Source organism: Pseudomonas sp. MYb185 (assembly GCF_002979975.1).
In the GTDB taxonomy this organism is placed as follows: Bacteria; Pseudomonadota; Gammaproteobacteria; order Pseudomonadales; family Pseudomonadaceae; genus Halopseudomonas.
Map to the genome: position 1 here is coordinate 51,503 of NZ_PCQD01000005.1, position 16,772 is coordinate 68,274.

Sequence of the window (16,772 nt, forward strand, 5' to 3'; positions counted from 1 at the left end):
ACCGCTACACGCCGTCGGTTCGACGGCGCTTTGTTTTTATACGACTCGATTCCCGGTAGAATGCAGCCTTTTGAGCATCCCGGATCCCATCATGTCCAGCCTGAGCGTCAACCAGAACAAACTGCAGAAGCGTCTGCGCCGCCTGACCGCCGAGGCGGTCACTGATTACAACATGATCGAGGACGGCGACAAGATCATGGTGTGCCTGTCAGGTGGCAAGGACAGCTATACGCTGCTGGACATGCTGCTGCATCTGCAGAAGGTGGCGCCGATCCGCTTCGAGCTGGTTGCGGTGAACATGGACCAGAAGCAACCGGGCTTTCCCGAGGAGGTGTTGCCGGCCTATCTGGAGGAGCTGGGCATCGCCTATCACATCCTCGAGCGTGACACCTATTCGATCGTCAAGGAGAAGGTGCCGGAGGGCAAGACCACCTGTTCGCTGTGTTCGCGTCTGCGCCGGGGCAACCTGTATACCTTCGCCGATGAGATCGGTGCGACCAAGATGGCCCTGGGGCACCATCGTGACGATATCGTCGAGACCTTCTTCCTGAACATGTTCCATGGTGGCAACCTCAAGGCCATGCCGCCCAAGCTGCGCTCCGATGATGGCCGCAATGTGGTCATTCGCCCGCTGGCCTACTGCAACGAGAGCGATATCGAGGCGTACGCGCAGCTGCGCGAATTTCCGATCATCCCCTGCAACCTGTGCGGCTCGCAGGAAAACCTGCAGCGTCAGGTGGTCAAGCAGATGCTGCAGGCCTGGGAAAGGGAAACCCCGGGCCGGGTGGAAAATATCTTCCGCTCGCTGCGCAATGTACAGCCCTCGCAGCTGGCCGATGCCAGCCTGTTCGATTTCGCCAGCCTGAAGGTGGATACCAGCGCGACACCGCGCTTTGTCAATGTGATGAATCTCTGAACCGCTCCGGCAACCTGAAAGGCGACCCCCATGCGTGATTACCGTTGGCTTGAAGAGTATTGTCTGAACCGCTTCGGCTCACGCCAGGCGCTGGAGGCGCGCCTGCCGATAGCGCGCCCAGCCGAGGAGTTACGGGCCCTGAGCGATGACCGCTATCTATCCAACATTGCCTTGCGGGTCTTCCGTGCCGGCCTCAAGCACAGTGTGGTGGATGCGCGCTGGCCGGCATTCGAGGAGGTGTTCTTCGGCTTCGATCCGCACAAGGTGGTGCTGATGAGCGCCGAGCATATCGAGCGGTTGATGCAGGACAAGCGGCTGATCCGGCACCTGGCCAAGCTACGCAGCGTGCCGCGCAATGCCCAGATGGTGCTCGACCTGAACCGGGAATACGGCAGCATGGGTAATCTGATCGCCGACTGGCCGGGCGAGGATATCGTCGGCCTCTGGCGATTGCTGGCGAAACGCGGCAATCAGCTCGGTGGGCTGTCGGTGCCGCGCTTCTTGCGCATGGTGGGCAAGGATACTTTCGTCACGACCGGGGATGTGCTGACGGCGCTCACGGGCATGGGCGTGCTGGATCGGCCCACCGCCACCAGCCAGCGGGACCTGGCGACGGTGCAGAAGGCCTTCAATCAATTGGCTGATGAAAGTGGTCGGTCAATGGGCCAATTATCGGCCATGTTGGCCTTTACCGTGAATCATTAACAGGTTACGCGCATAGCCTGAACCTTCACCTCAAGACTTGACCTCAACTCCTTGTCAGGGCAAGGTTAGCGAGTATTCTCGCTGAGGCTGTGGCATGCGTGCTATTCACTTGCTCCTGGTATTGTCACTGGCTGTACTGGCCGGGTGCGCCAGTGCGCCGCAATCGCCGCCAGCCCCAGCCTACGCTCCAATGCCGGAAACACCCTCCGCTGCGGCCTCCAGCTATAACGATGACCTGCTGTTCCATGCCTTCACGCTGGTCGGTACGCCGTACCGCTGGGGCGGTAACAGTCCGGAGGTGGGGTTCGATTGCAGCGGCCTGATCAACTACGTCTTCCGTGAAACCGCGGGCCTGAGCCTGCCACGTACTACGGCAGGGTTGAGCCAGCTACCGGGCAAGGCACCGGCCAAGGCGCTGCGCCCCGGTGATCTGCTGCTGTTCGCCACCAGTGGCAAGCGGGTCGATCATGCGGGTATCTATGTGGGTGACGGGCGTTTTCTGCACGCACCCAGCACCGGGGGCAAGGTGCGGATAGATGACCTGCAGGCCAGTTACTGGCAGCGCAGCTTCAACAGCGCCCGTCGGGTGCTGGATCACTGAGGATATCGGGGTGAGCGGGCGCTATTACATAGCTTGCACACGATCCTGCAACCGTCCGCTGCTGACCAGTTCCAGAAACTCATCACCCAGGCGCTGACTTTCCGCCATCGCCCGGCGCCAGTAGTTTTCCCGTCCCTGATCGTCCCGGATGAAACGACGATAATCGCGCCGGTCCGGCAGCTTGCCGTGGGGCAGGCGGGCGAGATAGGCTGGGGAGGGCGCCAGCAGGAGCACGTCGGCGATCTGTCCGGCATTGGCCTTGCGCCAGGGCAGTGCCTTGTCGAACCAGCCCGGCACCACCCGGTCGATGAAATGCGGGTACAGCACCACGCCGGGAGCGCGCCAGGGTAGGTCGAGGTGGTAGTCGAGCAGGCCACCGTCGCGGTAGACCCCCTGGCTGGCGCCGGGAATGTCGGTGACCGCCTGCATCACCATGGGAATCGAGCCGGATGCCAGCAGCGCCGGGCGCAGGTTGTCGGTATTCAGCGTGACGTAACTGGTGACGAAATCCTGCAGCTCGTCCAACGGTGGCAGCAGGCGTTCGTCATGCAATATGACCCGTTCGAACCAGCGCTTGAGATGGCGCCGACCGAGCAGGTTGCTGCCGGCGACACCGCCGAGCCCGAGCCCCAGGCGTGACGGGTGATCATGCTGCAGCAGGCGCAGGCTTTTCACCACCATGATATTGAGGTGATACAGCGGATTGCCCAGGATGTGCTGCTCCTGGTCCTGGAGCAGCTGATCGAGCATCTGCGCGCAGCGCCGGCTGATTTCGGCCACGCTGATGCCCTTGGGAAAGCGTTGCTGGGTATAGAGCTCACCCAGGCGCTGCAAGCCGGCTACCGGATCCGGCAGGCAGACGCTGGCAAACCGCCAACTGCCGATGGAGGCACCGATCAGGCTGCGTGGTTGCGGGGCCTGGGGCAGCCAGTCGCCGAACAGGGCGATGTCCAGGCCCTGGATGCCCAGCGCCTTGGGGCCACCCGCCGCGCCGGGAATCAGATGGACATCGGCTGGTTGCAGGCCGGCGCTGCGAATATGCTGCAGCGCCCGGGTGCCGGCGCGAATGGTCAGGGCCGGTTCGTGAATATGAATTGCAGTCATGGTGTTCCAAAGGTGAATCAGGTGACCGGGAACAAACCCTGGCATTAAGCCTGGATTCAGCTTGTTTTAAGGTTGAATTCAGTTTCCCGGTCTACCATTCAGTTGTGTTCAAACAACGGAGCTTCATGATATGAAAAAACTTATTGCACTGTCTTGCGCTGCACTTCTGAGCATGGGTTCTGCCGCGGTGTTCGCTGACGATGACGTCAGCTCTGCCGAAGCGGCCCGGCTGATCGAAGAGGGCAAGATCAAATCGCTGGAAAGCCTGGAAGAAAAGGCGCTGTCGGTCAAGCCTGGTCGGATCACCGATCGTGATCTGGAGCACGAATATGGACGTTACATCTACAAGCTGGATGTCCGTGCCGATGATGGTACCGACTGGGACATCGATATCGATGCCGCGACCGGCGAAGTGCTCAAAACCGAGCAAGATGACTGATCTCAGGTCTGTCTTGAAGCCAGCCGCCCTGTGCGGCTGGCTGTGTTTTGGCCTGCTGCTGGGCTGGGCACCGCTGAGCGCCGCTGAGGACATCGATCAGGATCAGGCCCTGGCGTTGACCGAGCGGGGCGTGATCCTGCCGCTGCAGTCCTTGATCGACGATGCCCTGGGGCGTTACCCGGGGCGTTTTCTCGAGGCTGAACTCGAGTATGACGATGGACGCTATGTTTACGAGCTGGAAATAGTCACCCATGATCGGCGGGTGCTGGAATTGGAATACGATGCCGTGACCGGCGCGTTGCTCGATGTGGATGAGGATGACTGATGCGGCTGTTGCTTGCCGAAGACAATATTGCCCTGGCCGACACGCTGTGCAGCAGCCTGCGCCAAGCCGGTTATGCGGTCGATTGGCGCACCGATGGCCGCGACGTGCAACTGCTCGGTGAGCAGGAAAGCTATGACCTGTGCATTCTCGACCTGGGCCTGCCCGGGCGCGGTGGCCTGGAAGTGCTGCAGAGCTGGCGCGAGCAGGGGCTGGGCATGCCGGTGTTGATCCTCACCGCACGCGGCAGTTGGACCGACCGCGTCGAGGGGCTGCGTGCCGGGGCCGATGACTACCTGAGCAAGCCTTTCCATCCCGAGGAACTGCTGCTGCGTATCCAGGGCCTGCTGCGCCGCAGTCATGGCCGGGAGCCGCAGAACCAGCTGCGGGCAGCAGGCTTGGTCCTCGACGAGGCCAGCCAGCAGGTTTCCGGCGAGGGGCTGGAGACCACACAACTGTCTGCCAGCGAATTCCGCCTGCTGCGCTGTTTCATGCTGCACGCCGGACAACTGGTGTCCAAGGCGCGGCTGGCCGAGCATCTGTACGATTACGAGGCCGAGCGCGATTCCAATGTGATCGAGGTGCAGATCAACCACCTGCGCCGCAAGCTGGGCAAGCAGGCAATCGAGACCCGGCGCGGCCAGGGTTATGTGCTGGTGGGGCTGCCATCGTGAATTCGATTGGCCGCCAGCTCGGCGGCGGGCTGCTGGTGGTACTGCTGTTGACCGTGATGCTGGTCGGTCAGGGGGGTATCTGGCTGTTCGACCGGGCCTTGCGTGATTACCTGAGCACCGACCTGCAGCGCGAGACCGATGCACTGCTGGCGGCACTGACCCCGTCCCCGACCGGGCTGTATCTGGATCTGCGCCGGGTCAGTCCGGATTATCAGCGGCCTTTTTCAGGCCGCTATTTCGTGGTGCAGACCAGCGAACGCTGGCGTTCCCGCTCTTTGTGGGACCAGCGCCTGCCGCTGGATGCCGACGATCTGCACAATACCCTGGTGCCGGGCCCGGCGGGACAGCAACTGCTGGTGCGCTCCGGCACCTTCGACAAGCTCGGCGAGCCGGTGCGCATCAGCGTGGCGATGGATTACCTGCCGCTGCTGCAGGCCTTTGCCCAGGCCCGGCTATGGCTCTGGGGGCTGGGCGCGCTGGCGGTGCTGGTCAGCCTGTTGATCCAGCAGGGGCTGCTGCGTCGCGCCTTGCGCCCGCTGCACCGCACGCGGGATGAACTGGCCGAGTGGCATGCCGGCCAGCGCCTGGTGCTCAGTGACAATGTGCCCCAGGAGTTGCTGCCACTGGTGCAGGAGATCAATCATCTGGGCGCGCAGGTCGAGCAGATTATCCAGCGTTCACGCAAGGGTGTTGGTGATCTGGGGCATGCCCTGAAAACGCCGCTGGCGGTCAGCGAGAGTCTGTTGGCCCAGACCGATCTCGACCAGGCCGACAAGACCGCCATCGCCGCGCAATTGCAGGAGATTCGCGGTCAGCTGGAGCGAGCCCTGCAGCGCTCGCGGCTGGCGCCGGAAAGCCAGGCCGGCAAGCGCTTCAACCCGCAGCAGGACCTGCACTGGTTGCTCGATTCCCTGCGTCAGATCCACGGCCAGCGGGTGCAGATCGAGCACCCGGCGGCGCAGGCGCAGGATTGGCCCTTCGAGCGTGAGGACATGCTGGAATTGCTGGGCAATCTGCTGGATAACGCCTGTAAATGGGCCAGGGGCAGGGTGCGCCTGGATTGGCAGATGAGCCCGCAGGCGTTGCTCCTGCGGGTGCAGGATGATGGGCCAGGGATCACGCACGAGGATCGGGAGAAGGTACTGCGCCGGGGCACGCGGCTGGATGAAAGCGTTACCGGCCACGGCCTGGGCTTGGCGATCGTTGGTGATCTGGTCGAGGTGTATGGTGGTGAGCTGGCGTTGGGGGATAGCGAATTGGGTGGGCTGGCGGTGCGGGTGAGCCTGCCGCTTTCCCCTCTCCCCCAGCCCCTCTCCCACAAGGGGCGAGGGGTGACTCGCGCCTGAGCCCACTGTGCTTCGCTGGGAGCGTCGAGCGCCAGTTCGATGAGAGCAAGTTCAGCCGTTGCCTCAGAGCACCATCGCCGCCACCCAGCCGAAGGCGATCAGCGGCAGGTTGTAATGCAGGAAGGTCGGTACCACGGTGTCCCAGATATGGTTGTGCTGGCCATCGACGTTCAGCCCGGCAGTCGGCCCCAGGGTCGAATCGGAGGCGGGGGAGCCGGCGTCGCCGAGGGCGGCGGCGGTACCGACCAGCGAAACGATGGCCAGCGGGCTGAAGCCCAGGTGCATGGCCAATGGTACGTAGATCGCGGCGATGATGGGGACGGTGGAGAACGAGGAGCCAATGCCCAGGGTGATCAGCAGGCCGACCACCAGCATGAGCAGGGCAGCCAGTGCCTTGTTGTCACCGATGTACGCTGCCGAGCTGGTGACCATGCTTTCGATATGACCGGTAGCCTGCATTACCGATGCGAAGCCGTTGGCGGCGATCATGATGAAACCGATCATGGCCATCATCTTCATGCCCTCGGTGAACAGGTCGTCGGTCTCACGCCAGCGCACCACGCCGGACAGCGAGAACACCACGAAGCCGGCCAGCGCGCCGATGATCATCGAGTCCAGCCAGAGCTGGATGCCGAAGGCGGCAATCACGGCAACCAGTGCCACCAGCAGGGTTTTCGGCGTATATACCACCTTCTCCGGCGACTCGCCGCCGGCCACGCCAGCGACAGCATAATCGCGGCGCTTGCGGTAGCTGAAGAAGGCCACCAGCAGGCCGAACAGCATGCCCAGCGCCGGCAGGGCCATGGCATGCATGACATTGATGCCGGCGGTATCCAGGCCGCCATCCCGGACGTTGGCCAGCAGGATGTTGTTCAGGAAGATCGCGCCGAAGCCCACCGGCAGGAACATGTAGGGGGTGATCAGGCCGAAGGTCAGGATGCAGGCGACCAGGCGGCGATCCAGGTACAACTTGTTCATCACGAACAGCAGCGGCGGGATCAGCAGCGGGATGAAGGCGATGTGGATCGGCAGGATATTCTGCGAGGCCATGGCGGCTGCCAGCAGCATCAGCAACAGCATGAGGCGCAGCTTGCCGGTATTGCCCCCACGCTGACCGTCGATCATGTGCAGAGCGCGGTCCGCCAGGGCATGGGCGGTGCCGGACTTGGCGATGGCAACGGCAAAGGCGCCCAGCAGGGCATAGCTCAGAGCCACCGTGGCGCCCTTGCCGAGCCCGTCCTGAAAGGCCTGCAGCGTGGCATCCAGGCTCAGGCCGCCGAGCAGACCGCCGGTCACCGCGCCGATGATCAAGGCTACTACCACGTGCACGCGGCACAGACTGAGAACCAGCATTACTGCAACTGCAACGACCACTGCATTCATGGTTGCTTCCTGTTTGAAAATGACTTCACTTGCACAGAACGATAGGAGAGGGCGCGTACTCTGCCGGATGCCTGAATGCCTGTCAAAATTTATGGGAGGAACGGATCATCCTTCGCTCTCCCACCTCGTCCGGCCTGCGCCGAGGATGACGGTGTAGAGCGTGACCAGTGCCATTCAGTACCGCCGTTGGTATCTTTCTGGCGACAATCTTGCATAATCTGTGTCAGCTATCTGAACTGGAGACTTTGCTGTGTTCGAAGGACAACCGCTGCCGTACTACCAGCCACTGATCGATACTGCGACCGGGCGCATCGCCGGATACGAGGCCCTGGCTCGACTGCGCAACGAGGAAGGTGAAGTCATCAGTGCCGGCCCGCTGTTCACCGATCCGCAGGTGGACCAGCTGGCATTGCTGGATCTTGATCGTACGGTCCGGCGCATGGCGCTGGAGCGTTTTCGGGACACGCCCAATGGCTTCATTACGCTGAATATCTCGCCCCTCTGGCTTGCCCAGGTGGACCCGAACGAGCCGCTGCCGAGCCTGGTACTGCTGGAAGAGATCGGTCTGTCCGCTGAGCAGGTGGTATTCGAGATCACCGGTTTGCAGGGTGACCTGGAGCGGTTGCGCGAGGTGGTGCGGCGCTACCGCGAATCCGGGATTCGGGTGGCGGTGGATGACTTCGGTACCGGTTATTCGATGCTCGACCAGGTGATCGCCCTGGCCCCGGATTTTCTCAAGCTGGATATCCAGTTGCTGCACCAGGCCACCCGCGGTAACAGCAACAGCTCGGATTTCGTCAAGTCGCTGGCCCTGATGGCCGAGAAAAGTGGTTGCTGGATCATGGCCGAGGGCATCGAGACCGAAGAGCACCTGCACTTTGCACTGGATTGTGGCGCGCGTTATGTCCAGGGGTTCCTGTTTGGTGCAGCGGCGGAGAATTTCCTGCCGGCAGATGCAGTGCAGCCGGTATTCTCGCGTCTGCGGGATCATTATGTGGAGGCCAAGCTGGCTGAGCGGACGCGACTGCTGGAGCTACGCACCTCGCTGGCGAGTCTGTTCGCCCAGTTACGTCGCTGGCTGGAGAAGGGCGCCAAGCCGAATGCCTTGCCGGCCCCGACGGAGTACCCCTGGCTGCTGCGCTTTTTCCTCTGCGATGCCTATGGCACGCAGATCTCACCGAACTACGAGTGGACCGGTGAACGCTGGCAGCAGGACCCACGCTACCTCGACCACAACTGGTCCTGGCGTCCCTATTTCTACCGCATCCTGGCCGAATCCGGCGAGGACAGCCGGGTGATCCTGTCCAGCCGCTACCGCGATGCCACCACCAATCAGTACTGCATGACCTCGGGATTGTTCATCGACGACAGCCGCCATCTGCTACTGGTGGATATCGATATGGAGCGATTGCAGGACGGTTGAGGGAGGAGTGTCGGCTACTCCGTGCCCGTGGATTGCTTCACCGCTTCGCGGTTCGCAATGACGAGGGGGCGTAATGTTATTTTGCCTACGTTCTCCGTCGTCATTGCGAGCCCGAAGGGCGCGGCAATCCACTGGCTCGGAGCACTGGATTGCCTCCCCTTCAGATCTTGAAGCGGCCCAGCAGGCTGCTGATCTGCTGACCGATCCGGGCCAGGTGTTCGCTGGCCTGGGCGGTCTGCTGCGCCCCATCGGTGGTTTCCCTTGCCAGTTCGGCGGCTTCGGTCACGTTGCGGTTGACATCCTCCACCACGGTGGACTGCTGGGTGGTGGCGCTGGCGATGGAGGCATTCAGCGCTACCAGGTGCTGCATGGACTGGGCGATCTGCTCCAGTGACTGCCCAGCGGCATTGACCTGTTCGACGCTGAGCTCGGAATAGCGGCTGCTCTCATTGATGACATGCACCACCGACTGCGTATTGTTCTGCAGACGAGTGATCATGCCGTGGATTTCCTCGGTGGACTTCTGGGTACGCTGGGCGAGGTTGCGTACTTCATCGGCCACCACGGCGAAGCCGCGGCCCATTTCGCCAGCGCGGGCAGCCTCGATGGCAGCATTCAGCGCCAGCAGGTTGGTCTGTTCGGCGATGGCGCGGATCACATCCAGTACCGTGGCGATTTCATTGGCGTCGGCCGACAGGGTTTCCATATGGGCGACGGCGGTATTCACGCTGCCGGACAGGTGGTTGATCTGCTCGATGGTCTTTTCCACCTGCACACGACCGAAGTCGGCGCCCTCGTTGGCACTCTCCACTTCCTGCGCAGCGGCGTTGGCATTCTGCGCTACGTCCTGCACGCCGTAGGTGATCTCGTTGATCGCCGTGGCCATGAGCTCCATGCGCTCGGACTGGCGGGTCATGCCAACGAGACTGGCATTGCTGATCTGGTCCAGTTGCTGGCTGGCGCTGATCATCTGGTTGGCGCCATCGCCCAGTTGGCCGATCAGCTTGCGCAGGTTACCGGTGAAGGTATTGAAGTGTCGGGCGAGCAGTGACAGTTCGTCTCGCGCGTCGCCGTTCAGTGTGCGGGTCAGGTCGCCTTCGCCATTGGCTATATCCCCCATGGCCTGGACCACCAGATTCAGTGGCTGGGTAATGCTGCGGGCGATGACATAAAGGATACCGATCATGATCAGCATGATGACCGTGACGACGCTCAGTGCCCAGAATACCTGCGTGCGGATCTTGGCCTGCACATCGGTGAGGATGATGCCGGTGCCGATCATGTAGTCCCAGGGTTTGAAGTGGGTGAAGGCGGACAGACGACGTACTGGATCGCTCTCACCGACCTTGTCGCCTGGCTTGACCCAGTTGTATTCGTAGTGGCCGGTACCCTGGCTGCGGGCCAGGTCGGCCATCTCCTTGATGACATTGGGCGAACCGTTCCGGCCCAGGGTGCTGAGATCGACGCCCTCGGTTTCGGGGGCGAAGGGGTGCATGAGCATGACGTAGTTCATGTCGTTGACCCAGAAGTACTCATTGCCGTCATAGCGCAGGCCGCGTAGCGTTTCCAATGCCTGATGGCGGGCCTGTTCGGGGCTCAGCTCGCCGCTGAGTTCCTTGGCGTGGTAGGCGGCCATGAGACTGTGGGCGGTTTGCACCAGATGGGTGGCCTTGGTGATCTCGGCGGTATGGATCTCTTTACGCAGATGATCGAGAGAAATGAAGGTCAGAACCAGCAGGCTGGCGAGGGCAACGATTAGGATCAGCCATATCCTCTGGCTAATGCGTATCCGACGTAACAAATCCATTGTTGATCTCCGCGATCTTTTATTAGTAACTACGGTCTACTTGAGAACCTACCTTTAAGCGTTATCGACCAAGCGGCGTAATACTGGAGTATTTCTTTGCTGGCTGGCCAGTGTCAATGAGCCATTATTCATCTGATGAATCTACTACTGGGGTTTGGCGTTATCGCTTGCCTCCGTCGTCTGTCCGGGCGACCTTCCGAATGGGGTGACAGCGTGTTAAATTGCCGCGGAAATTCAATGCGTACGGCACTTTCTTCCCTCGCCCCGGTCTATCTGTTTGTTTCCTAAAGGATATTTTATGCAGTTATCTATCAAGAGCCTGTCCCTCGCGGCCCTGTTGAGCACAGCGGCAGTATCCCCCGGTGTATTTGCCGCTACGCAGGAGGCCATCGAGCCGCCTGCTGATGCTGTCATGTCGGAGGACCTCACCGGCAAGGTGGTGGTGGGCTGGATCGAGAAGGGATTGATTCTGCCCGAGCAGACCGCGGTGAAGGTCAAGGTGGACTCCGGGGCGCTGACCTCGTCCATGCATGCGGTGAATCTCGAGCGCTTTACCCGCGAGGGCAAGAGGTGGGTGCGCTATGACGTCGAAGTGAAGGACGCCGATACCGGCAAGCGTGTGACCATGAACTTCGAACGTCCGGTATATCGCCAGATCACCGTACGCGGTGCCGGCGGTGAGGACTATCGGCCGGTAGTGAAGATGCGGATGTGCATCGGCAACCGGATCTATGAAGAGCAGTTTTCCCTGCGTGATCGCAGCGACATGACCTATCCCGTGCTGCTCGGTCGGCGCACCATCGAGCATATCGGTCTGATCGATGTGTCCGATACCTTCATGCTGCCGCTGGATTGCCCGGAAACCGCCAGCGAGGACGAGCGCAACAGGCAGCAACAGCTGCGCGATGATGCCAGCCTGGTGGACGACAGTCAGATCGACGAACCATCGGAAACCGAGGAGGAGGATGACGAGCAGGAAGGCGGGGACTGACGCTTTCGGCTATCCGCCCAGGATCCATCCTCCTGCCGCCGTGGCCAGCACCACCAGCCACGGCGGCAGCTTCCAGAATACCAGCGCGATCAATGCTCCGAGGGCCAGGACGAAGTCCCTTGGCCCGAGGATGCTGCTGGTCCACATCGGCTGATACAGTGCAGCCAGTAGCAGCCCGACCACTGCTGCGTTCACCCCGGCCAGGGCGGCCTGGGCCCGGGCGCTGTGACGCAGTTGCTCCCAGAATGGAAGCACTCCGATTACCAGCAGAAATGATGGCGCGAAGATTGCCAGCAGGCAGATGATGCCATTGATCCAACTGGGCATGCCGGTGTCCATGGCGGCACCCAGAAAGCCCGCGAAGGTGAACAGTGGGCCGGGTATCGCCTGGGCTGCGCCGTAGCCGACCAGGAAGGTGTCCGCAGCGACCCAGCCTGAGTCAACCGTCTCCGCCTGCAACAAGGGCAGGACCACGTGTCCGCCCCCGAAAACCAGGGACCCGACCCGATAGAAGCTGTCGATAATTGCCAGTGTCTGGCTCGGCAGCAACGCTGTCAGCAGCGGCAGGCCGAGCAGCAGTATCAGGAACAGCCCCAGTGCCAGGCTGCCGCCGCGTCGGCTGACCCGCACGGGCTGGATGTCCGGTTCGCCGCGACTGCCGGGGCTTATCAGCGCCAGCCCCAGCAGTCCCGCTGCCAGCAAGACCGCAACCTGGATCCACAGCGTGGATACCAGCAGTACCGCCGTTGCGGCGCCAGCCATGATGGTCATGCGCAGCGGGTCGGGACACAGGGTGCGCGCCATACCCCAAACTGCCTGGGCAACTACGGCAACGGCGACCACCTTGAGTCCCTGGAGCGCACCCGAGCCGGGATCGCCATATTGGGTCAGAGTCATGGCGAACAGGATCAGTGCCAGGGCCGAGGGCAGGGTGAAGCCGACCCAGGCCGCCAGGGCGCCAGCATAGCCCGCTCGGGAAAGGCCCAGGGCCAGGCCGACCTGGCTGCTGGCTGGTCCGGGTAGAAACTGACACAGGGCAACCAGATCGGCATAACTGCGTTCTGACAGCCATTGCCGGCGCACCACGAACTCGTCGCGGAAATAGCCCAGGTGGGCGATGGGCCCGCCGAAGGAAGTCAGGCCCAGGCGCAGGAAGATCAGGAATACGAACCAGGGGCTGCGGTCACCGCCAGGGTGCGGGGCAGGGGCGGCCTGGTCCATGCTGGGCTCCATCAGGTCGGGTGAAGGGTTACCACATCAGGTCGTCAGGCACCTTGAAGTCCGCGTAGGGATCGTCCTCATCGGCTTGCTCAGCTTCCACCTTGGCGATGATTACCGGCCAATGCGGTGCGCGCTCGGCTACCTTCTCCGCTACATCGAGGGGGATGAGTTCGAAGTGGCCAGACAGGCGGACAATGCCCAGCTTGCCACGGCTGAGTTTGGCGAATTGTTCGTCGGTGACATAGATCTTCTTGATCTTGTTCTTGGCCACGAACTGATAGGCGGTTTCGCCACCGGTACGATCCAGCTTGGCCTGTTCGATCAATTGCTTGGCCTGGGCCTCGCGTTCGCGGCGGGCGGCTTCTTCCTGGCGCTGCAGGTTCAACTGGCGGTCACGCTCGGCTTTCTCGGCACGTGCCTTCTCCACCGCAGCGGCGGTGTCGTGCACCTTCTCGGGGGTGTTCTTCGCAGCCTTCTTCTTGGCGCGCTGGGCCTGCTTGAGTTTCTTTTCATCGACCAGTCCGGCTTTGAGCAGCTGGGCTTGCAGTGAATTGACCATGCGTTGGGGCTACCTGTTACGGGGCGTGGAATTTGAGAAACGCATTCTAGGGTCTGTTGCCACCTCATCACAACCGCGCCGGTGTCTGTTCCGGTCTGTGACGAGTCTTCACTCGCGTTGCTTCTCCCTTCTTTCCTGTGCTTCCAGTTCGGCCTGGCGCGCTTTGATGCGTTTCATCTGCTCCTTGCCGATCGGCATCCTGTTGGCGGTCTTGCGCAGCATGTACAGGCCGCCAATGACAGTGGCGAGAATGATCAATACAAAGATCCAGCCAGTGAGAGACATCTCCAGATTCCTTTTATATGAGGGTCTTGGTTACAGCATGGTTAACTGCTGGCAGGATGGCAAATCCATCGGGGAGCGGCGCGGCGTATGAGTATTGAATTCTATTCGTCTCTTTAGACGACTTATGGCGTATTCTTGGAATAAATCGTCATATATGACGAGTATTTCATGGGAGGTTGGGTGTTTTCGCTATTGTCGACTATGATTACATATCTGGTTTTTATTTCGTCATATATGGCGAAATAAAAGAGTTTTTGATCACTATTCGACTGGATAGACGAGATGGGTATTCAGGGGATGCTTTCAGATGAGGCGATTCTGGCTGAGTTGGGTAGCCGGATCGCTCGGCAGCGCTTGGACATGGGGTATACCCAGGCCATGCTGGCTGAGCAGGCCGGGGTATCAAAACGTACCCTGGAGCGGCTGGAGGCCGGCGCATCCACCCAGTTGACCAGCTTCATCCGTATTCTGCGGGTGCTGGGACTCCTTCATGGTCTGGACCAGTTGCTCCCCGAGCAGGGACCCAGCCCCATGGCGCTGCTGCGAGGCAAGGGCAAGGTTCCACGGCGGGTGCGCCCCGCGGCGCCGGCCGGCATTCAGCAACCGGATGCAGCATGGCAGTGGGGGGATGAGTCATGACTACCCTGGCCGAGGTACGATTGTGGGGGCGGACTATCGGTGCGGTGTCGCTCGCGGATGGCGAGGAGGTAGCGAGCTTTCAGTACGATCCTGCCTTCGTCACCAGTGACATCCAGCTATCCCCCCTGGTCATGCCCTTGTCCAGTCGGGTCTATCGTTTCCCTGAACTGGCCAGGCAGACTTTCCATGGCTTGCCTGGCCTGCTTGCCGACAGCCTGCCGGACAAGTTCGGCAATTCCTTGATCAACGCCTGGCTGGCGGCGCAGGGGCGGACACCGGAGAGTTTCAATGCGGTGGAGCGGCTTTGCTATACCGGTAGCCGGGGGATGGGGGCGCTGGAGTTCGTACCCATGAGCGGACCGCGCCACCAGCAGTCGGGACGGGTGGATATCGAGGCGCTGGTGGCTCTGGCATCCGATGTATTGGCCAATCGCAATGGCCTTGCGACATCCTTCGCCGATGCCGGGAAGGCTGCGGCACTCAAGGATATTCTGCGTGTGGGTACCTCGGCTGGCGGGGCCAGGGCCAAGGCCGTGATTGCCTGGCATCCGCCTACCAATGAAGTTCGCTCCGGTCAGGTGGCGGCGGGAGAGGGCTTTGAGTACTGGCTGCTCAAGTTCGACGGGGTGGCGGGTAACCGTGACCGGGAGCTGGATGACCCGCAGGGGTACTGTGCGATCGAGTATGCCTATTATCTGATGGCCTGTGCTGCCGGTATCGACATGAGTGAATGCCGCTTGCTGGAGGAGGGTGGCCGCCGGCATTTCATGACGCGGCGTTTCGATCGCACCGAGGACGGTGGCAAGCTGCACATGCAGTCGTTATGCGCGCTGGCGCATTATGATTTCAACCAGGCCGGTGCGCATTCCTACGAGCAGGCGCTGCTGGTGATTCGCCGCCTGGGTCTGCCGATGCAGGCGTTGGAGGAGCAGTTTCGCCGGATGGCCTTCAATATCATCGCCCGCAACCAGGACGATCACGTCAAGAACATCGCCTTTCTGATGGACCGCCGTGGTGCCTGGAGGCTGTCGCCGGCCTTCGACGTTACCTACAGCTACAACCCCCAGGGCGCATGGACGGCGATGCATCAGATGTCGATGAGCGGCAAGCGCGATGGTTTTACCCTGGCAGATTTCAACGCCTGCGGCAAAAGCGCCGGTCTCAAGCGCGGGCGGGCGGAAACCATCGTGGCCGAGGTGCGTGCCAGCGTGGCGCGTTGGCCGGAATTTGCCGAGCGGGCCGGGGTGGCGCCGCAATGGATCGAGCAGGTTGCAGGGCAGTTGCGACTGGCTATATGAGGTGCAATATGGCTTGACTTGGGCGGGTAAACATTTACAATGCGCGCCTGGTTCGATGACAGGCCCGCCACCTCGGTGAATGCCTGCCGTCAGACAGATGCGCAGCGGTAGTTCAGTTGGTTAGAATACCGGCCTGTCACGCCGGGGGTCGCGGGTTCGAGTCCCGTCCGCTGCGCCATATACGAGAAAGCCCCTGATCGAAAGATTCAGGGGCTTTCTGCTTTCTGCGGGGTCAGTTGCCCGGATACTCGGCAACAACCTCCAGATCCCCGCCCTTGGTCAGCCCCACTACCTGATAGGGATCCTGCCGATCACCATACTCCATGCCAGGCGAGCCCATCGGCATTCCCGGCACAGCTATGCCCAGCAGATCCGGGCGCGCCTGCAGGGCGAGGATCTGCTCCGCTGGCACATGACCTTCGACGAACTGGCCGCCGATCACTGCGGTATGGCAGGAGCCCAGGCGTGGCGGCACGCCCAGTTCCTGTTTTACCGTAGCCATGTTCGGCTCGACATGATCATTGACGCTGAAACCATTGCTTTCCAGGTGCTTGATCCAGTCCTTGCAGCAGCCGCAGTTGACGTCGCGGTGGACGTCGATGGTCAGGCTGTCGGCAGCCTGGGCGATGCCGCCGAGCAGCAGGGCGGTCAGCGCGACGAAGCGTAATCTGGCATGCATGATGTGATCCTCTGTTTTGCTATGGGTTGAACTCAGTGACAGCCGCCGCAGCAGGTGGTGTGACCGTCATGGGCCTTGGCCGCGCTGGCGACGGCAGCGGGGTAGCCGGCTTCGTCCAGTGCAGCAATCAACGTCTGGCTGTCAGCCTGCCCGTCGACCTTGACCCGACCGCTGCCGAGATCAACCTCGATGCCATTGACGCCGGCCACCGCGGTCAGTGCTTCGGTAACATGCTTGACGCAGTTGTTGCAGGTCATTTCCTGTACATCCAATTCGATGGAACTCATGGTGGGGTACTCCCTGGAGGTTTGAACTGGGAGCATTTTCAACCCTGACATGGTGGCAAAGTCAATCCGGCTCTGGTGCTGATCGATGTCTAT

Annotated in this window: 19 protein-coding genes, 1 tRNA gene and 1 pseudogene; 12 read left to right on the forward strand and 9 right to left on the reverse strand. The window is 61.5% G+C overall.

Features of this window, described 5'->3' with window-relative positions:
- Positions 1 to 91: 91 nt before the first annotated feature.
- The 3 genes from ttcA to CQ007_RS09100 all read left to right on the forward strand — a co-directional run bounded on the left by ttcA (position 92) and on the right by CQ007_RS09100 (position 2,222).
- Positions 92 to 916 carry a tRNA 2-thiocytidine(32) synthetase TtcA gene (ttcA, locus tag CQ007_RS09090; protein ID WP_105645369.1) on the forward strand — a complete coding sequence of 275 codons (825 nt, stop codon included), beginning with the start codon at positions 92 to 94 and terminating at the stop codon, positions 914 to 916.
- 30 nt (positions 917 to 946) lie between these two features.
- On the forward strand, positions 947 to 1,621 hold the full coding sequence (locus CQ007_RS09095; protein ID WP_105645371.1) for a DNA-3-methyladenine glycosylase I: 675 nt from the start codon (positions 947 to 949) through the stop codon (positions 1,619 to 1,621).
- A 94-nt stretch (positions 1,622 to 1,715) separates the two neighbouring features.
- Positions 1,716 to 2,222 (forward strand): C40 family peptidase, encoded by a 507-nt coding sequence (locus CQ007_RS09100; protein ID WP_105645373.1) that lies wholly within the window; start codon positions 1,716 to 1,718, stop codon positions 2,220 to 2,222.
- Positions 2,223 to 2,246: 24 nt separating this feature from the next.
- Here CQ007_RS09100 and CQ007_RS09105 read toward each other — a convergent pair whose 3' ends face one another.
- A complete protein-coding gene (locus tag CQ007_RS09105; protein WP_105645375.1) occupies positions 2,247 to 3,326 on the reverse strand; it encodes a hypothetical protein in 1,080 nt (359 codons plus the stop codon).
- A gap of 130 nt (positions 3,327 to 3,456) precedes the next feature.
- Here CQ007_RS09105 and CQ007_RS09110 point away from each other — a divergent pair, with 130 nt between their 5' ends.
- The 4 genes from CQ007_RS09110 to CQ007_RS09125 are packed head-to-tail and all read left to right on the forward strand — an operon-like array spanning position 3,457 to position 6,107.
- A complete protein-coding gene (locus CQ007_RS09110) occupies positions 3,457 to 3,765 on the forward strand; it encodes a PepSY domain-containing protein (RefSeq protein ID WP_105645377.1) in 309 nt (102 codons plus the stop codon).
- 13 nt (positions 3,766 to 3,778) lie between these two features.
- Positions 3,779 to 4,090, forward strand: a complete 312-nt coding sequence (locus CQ007_RS09115) for a PepSY domain-containing protein (RefSeq protein ID WP_256582253.1) — start codon at positions 3,779 to 3,781, stop codon at positions 4,088 to 4,090.
- Positions 4,090 to 4,761 (forward strand): response regulator transcription factor, encoded by a 672-nt coding sequence (locus tag CQ007_RS09120; protein ID WP_105645381.1) that lies wholly within the window; start codon positions 4,090 to 4,092, stop codon positions 4,759 to 4,761. Before CQ007_RS09115 ends, CQ007_RS09120 begins: the two co-directional genes overlap by 1 nt.
- The gene (locus CQ007_RS09125) at positions 4,758 to 6,107 is read left to right on the forward strand and encodes a sensor histidine kinase (RefSeq protein ID WP_105645383.1); all 1,350 of its coding nucleotides are present in this window, start codon (positions 4,758 to 4,760) and stop codon (positions 6,105 to 6,107) included. The genes CQ007_RS09120 and CQ007_RS09125 overlap by 4 nt, the downstream gene beginning before the upstream one ends.
- A 63-nt stretch (positions 6,108 to 6,170) precedes the next feature.
- Here the strand turns inward: CQ007_RS09125 and CQ007_RS09130 are convergent, their stop codons facing one another.
- Positions 6,171 to 7,490: a Na+/H+ antiporter family protein gene (locus CQ007_RS09130; RefSeq protein ID WP_105645385.1), complete on the reverse strand. Its 1,320-nt coding sequence runs from the start codon at positions 7,488 to 7,490 to the stop codon at positions 6,171 to 6,173.
- A 250-nt stretch (positions 7,491 to 7,740) separates the two neighbouring features.
- On the opposite strand from CQ007_RS09130, the gene CQ007_RS09135 reads away from it, so the two are divergent.
- Positions 7,741 to 8,913: an EAL domain-containing protein gene (locus CQ007_RS09135; RefSeq protein ID WP_105645387.1), complete on the forward strand. Its 1,173-nt coding sequence runs from the start codon at positions 7,741 to 7,743 to the stop codon at positions 8,911 to 8,913.
- A 160-nt stretch (positions 8,914 to 9,073) separates the two neighbouring features.
- Here CQ007_RS09135 and CQ007_RS19370 read toward each other — a convergent pair whose 3' ends face one another.
- The gene (locus CQ007_RS19370; protein WP_371919823.1) at positions 9,074 to 9,883 is read right to left on the reverse strand and encodes a methyl-accepting chemotaxis protein; all 810 of its coding nucleotides are present in this window, start codon (positions 9,881 to 9,883) and stop codon (positions 9,074 to 9,076) included.
- 48 nt (positions 9,884 to 9,931) lie between these two features.
- Positions 9,932 to 10,720, reverse strand: a pseudogene (locus CQ007_RS19375) (cache domain-containing protein); the annotation flags it as partial.
- Positions 10,721 to 11,018: 298 nt separating this feature from the next.
- Between CQ007_RS19375 and CQ007_RS09145 the strand changes: the two are divergent.
- Positions 11,019 to 11,711 (forward strand): ATP-dependent zinc protease, encoded by a 693-nt coding sequence (locus tag CQ007_RS09145; RefSeq protein ID WP_218278860.1) that lies wholly within the window; start codon positions 11,019 to 11,021, stop codon positions 11,709 to 11,711.
- 9 nt (positions 11,712 to 11,720) lie between these two features.
- On the opposite strand, the gene chrA is transcribed toward CQ007_RS09145, so the two are convergent.
- The 3 genes from chrA to CQ007_RS09160 all read right to left on the reverse strand — a co-directional run bounded on the left by chrA (position 11,721) and on the right by CQ007_RS09160 (position 13,776).
- Entirely contained in the window at positions 11,721 to 12,932 is a 1,212-nt protein-coding gene (chrA, locus tag CQ007_RS09150; protein WP_105645391.1) for a chromate efflux transporter, read from the reverse strand.
- A gap of 28 nt (positions 12,933 to 12,960) precedes the next feature.
- Entirely contained in the window at positions 12,961 to 13,491 is a 531-nt protein-coding gene (locus CQ007_RS09155; RefSeq protein WP_105645393.1) for a DUF2058 domain-containing protein, read from the reverse strand.
- 108 nt (positions 13,492 to 13,599) lie between these two features.
- Complete coding sequence (locus CQ007_RS09160) at positions 13,600 to 13,776, reverse strand: DUF2897 family protein (RefSeq protein WP_105645395.1); 177 nt, start codon at positions 13,774 to 13,776, stop codon at positions 13,600 to 13,602.
- Between the two features lie 297 nt (positions 13,777 to 14,073).
- Here CQ007_RS09160 and CQ007_RS09165 point away from each other — a divergent pair, with 297 nt between their 5' ends.
- The 3 genes from CQ007_RS09165 to CQ007_RS09175 all read left to right on the forward strand — a co-directional run bounded on the left by CQ007_RS09165 (position 14,074) and on the right by CQ007_RS09175 (position 15,891).
- Positions 14,074 to 14,415 carry a helix-turn-helix domain-containing protein gene (locus tag CQ007_RS09165; protein WP_218278861.1) on the forward strand — a complete coding sequence of 114 codons (342 nt, stop codon included), beginning with the start codon at positions 14,074 to 14,076 and terminating at the stop codon, positions 14,413 to 14,415.
- A complete protein-coding gene (locus CQ007_RS09170; protein ID WP_105645399.1) occupies positions 14,412 to 15,713 on the forward strand; it encodes a type II toxin-antitoxin system HipA family toxin in 1,302 nt (433 codons plus the stop codon). Before CQ007_RS09165 ends, CQ007_RS09170 begins: the two co-directional genes overlap by 4 nt.
- Before the next feature lie 101 nt (positions 15,714 to 15,814).
- Positions 15,815 to 15,891 (forward strand) — tRNA-Asp (locus tag CQ007_RS09175).
- Positions 15,892 to 15,945: 54 nt separating this feature from the next.
- On the opposite strand, the gene CQ007_RS09180 is transcribed toward CQ007_RS09175, so the two are convergent.
- Together CQ007_RS09180 and CQ007_RS09185 are read right to left on the reverse strand one after the other, a co-directional pair.
- The gene (locus tag CQ007_RS09180; protein ID WP_105645401.1) at positions 15,946 to 16,392 is read right to left on the reverse strand and encodes a DUF411 domain-containing protein; all 447 of its coding nucleotides are present in this window, start codon (positions 16,390 to 16,392) and stop codon (positions 15,946 to 15,948) included.
- 32 nt (positions 16,393 to 16,424) lie between these two features.
- Entirely contained in the window at positions 16,425 to 16,679 is a 255-nt protein-coding gene (locus CQ007_RS09185; protein ID WP_105645403.1) for a heavy-metal-associated domain-containing protein, read from the reverse strand.
- Positions 16,680 to 16,772: the final 93 nt, after the last annotated feature.

Coding starts and splice junctions, on each gene's coding strand:
- chrA (WP_105645391.1), bottom strand. CDS start 12,932: ATGGACCAGGCCGCCCCTGCCCCGCACCCTGGCGGTGACCGCAGCCCC.
- CQ007_RS09170 (WP_105645399.1), top strand. CDS start 14,412: ATGACTACCCTGGCCGAGGTACGATTGTGGGGGCGGACTATCGGTGCG.
- CQ007_RS09105 (WP_105645375.1), bottom strand. CDS start 3,326: ATGACTGCAATTCATATTCACGAACCGGCCCTGACCATTCGCGCCGGC.
- ttcA (WP_105645369.1), top strand. CDS start 92: ATGTCCAGCCTGAGCGTCAACCAGAACAAACTGCAGAAGCGTCTGCGC.
- CQ007_RS19370 (WP_371919823.1), bottom strand. CDS start 9,883: ATGATCAGCGCCAGCCAGCAACTGGACCAGATCAGCAATGCCAGTCTC.
- CQ007_RS09100 (WP_105645373.1), top strand. CDS start 1,716: ATGCGTGCTATTCACTTGCTCCTGGTATTGTCACTGGCTGTACTGGCC.
- CQ007_RS09110 (WP_105645377.1), top strand. CDS start 3,457: ATGAAAAAACTTATTGCACTGTCTTGCGCTGCACTTCTGAGCATGGGT.
- CQ007_RS09095 (WP_105645371.1), top strand. CDS start 947: ATGCGTGATTACCGTTGGCTTGAAGAGTATTGTCTGAACCGCTTCGGC.
- CQ007_RS09155 (WP_105645393.1), bottom strand. CDS start 13,491: ATGGTCAATTCACTGCAAGCCCAGCTGCTCAAAGCCGGACTGGTCGAT.
- CQ007_RS09180 (WP_105645401.1), bottom strand. CDS start 16,392: ATGCATGCCAGATTACGCTTCGTCGCGCTGACCGCCCTGCTGCTCGGC.
- CQ007_RS09120 (WP_105645381.1), top strand. CDS start 4,090: ATGCGGCTGTTGCTTGCCGAAGACAATATTGCCCTGGCCGACACGCTG.
- CQ007_RS09185 (WP_105645403.1), bottom strand. CDS start 16,679: ATGAGTTCCATCGAATTGGATGTACAGGAAATGACCTGCAACAACTGC.
- CQ007_RS09145 (WP_218278860.1), top strand. CDS start 11,019: ATGCAGTTATCTATCAAGAGCCTGTCCCTCGCGGCCCTGTTGAGCACA.
- CQ007_RS09130 (WP_105645385.1), bottom strand. CDS start 7,490: ATGAATGCAGTGGTCGTTGCAGTTGCAGTAATGCTGGTTCTCAGTCTG.
- CQ007_RS09160 (WP_105645395.1), bottom strand. CDS start 13,776: ATGTCTCTCACTGGCTGGATCTTTGTATTGATCATTCTCGCCACTGTC.
- CQ007_RS09165 (WP_218278861.1), top strand. CDS start 14,074: ATGCTTTCAGATGAGGCGATTCTGGCTGAGTTGGGTAGCCGGATCGCT.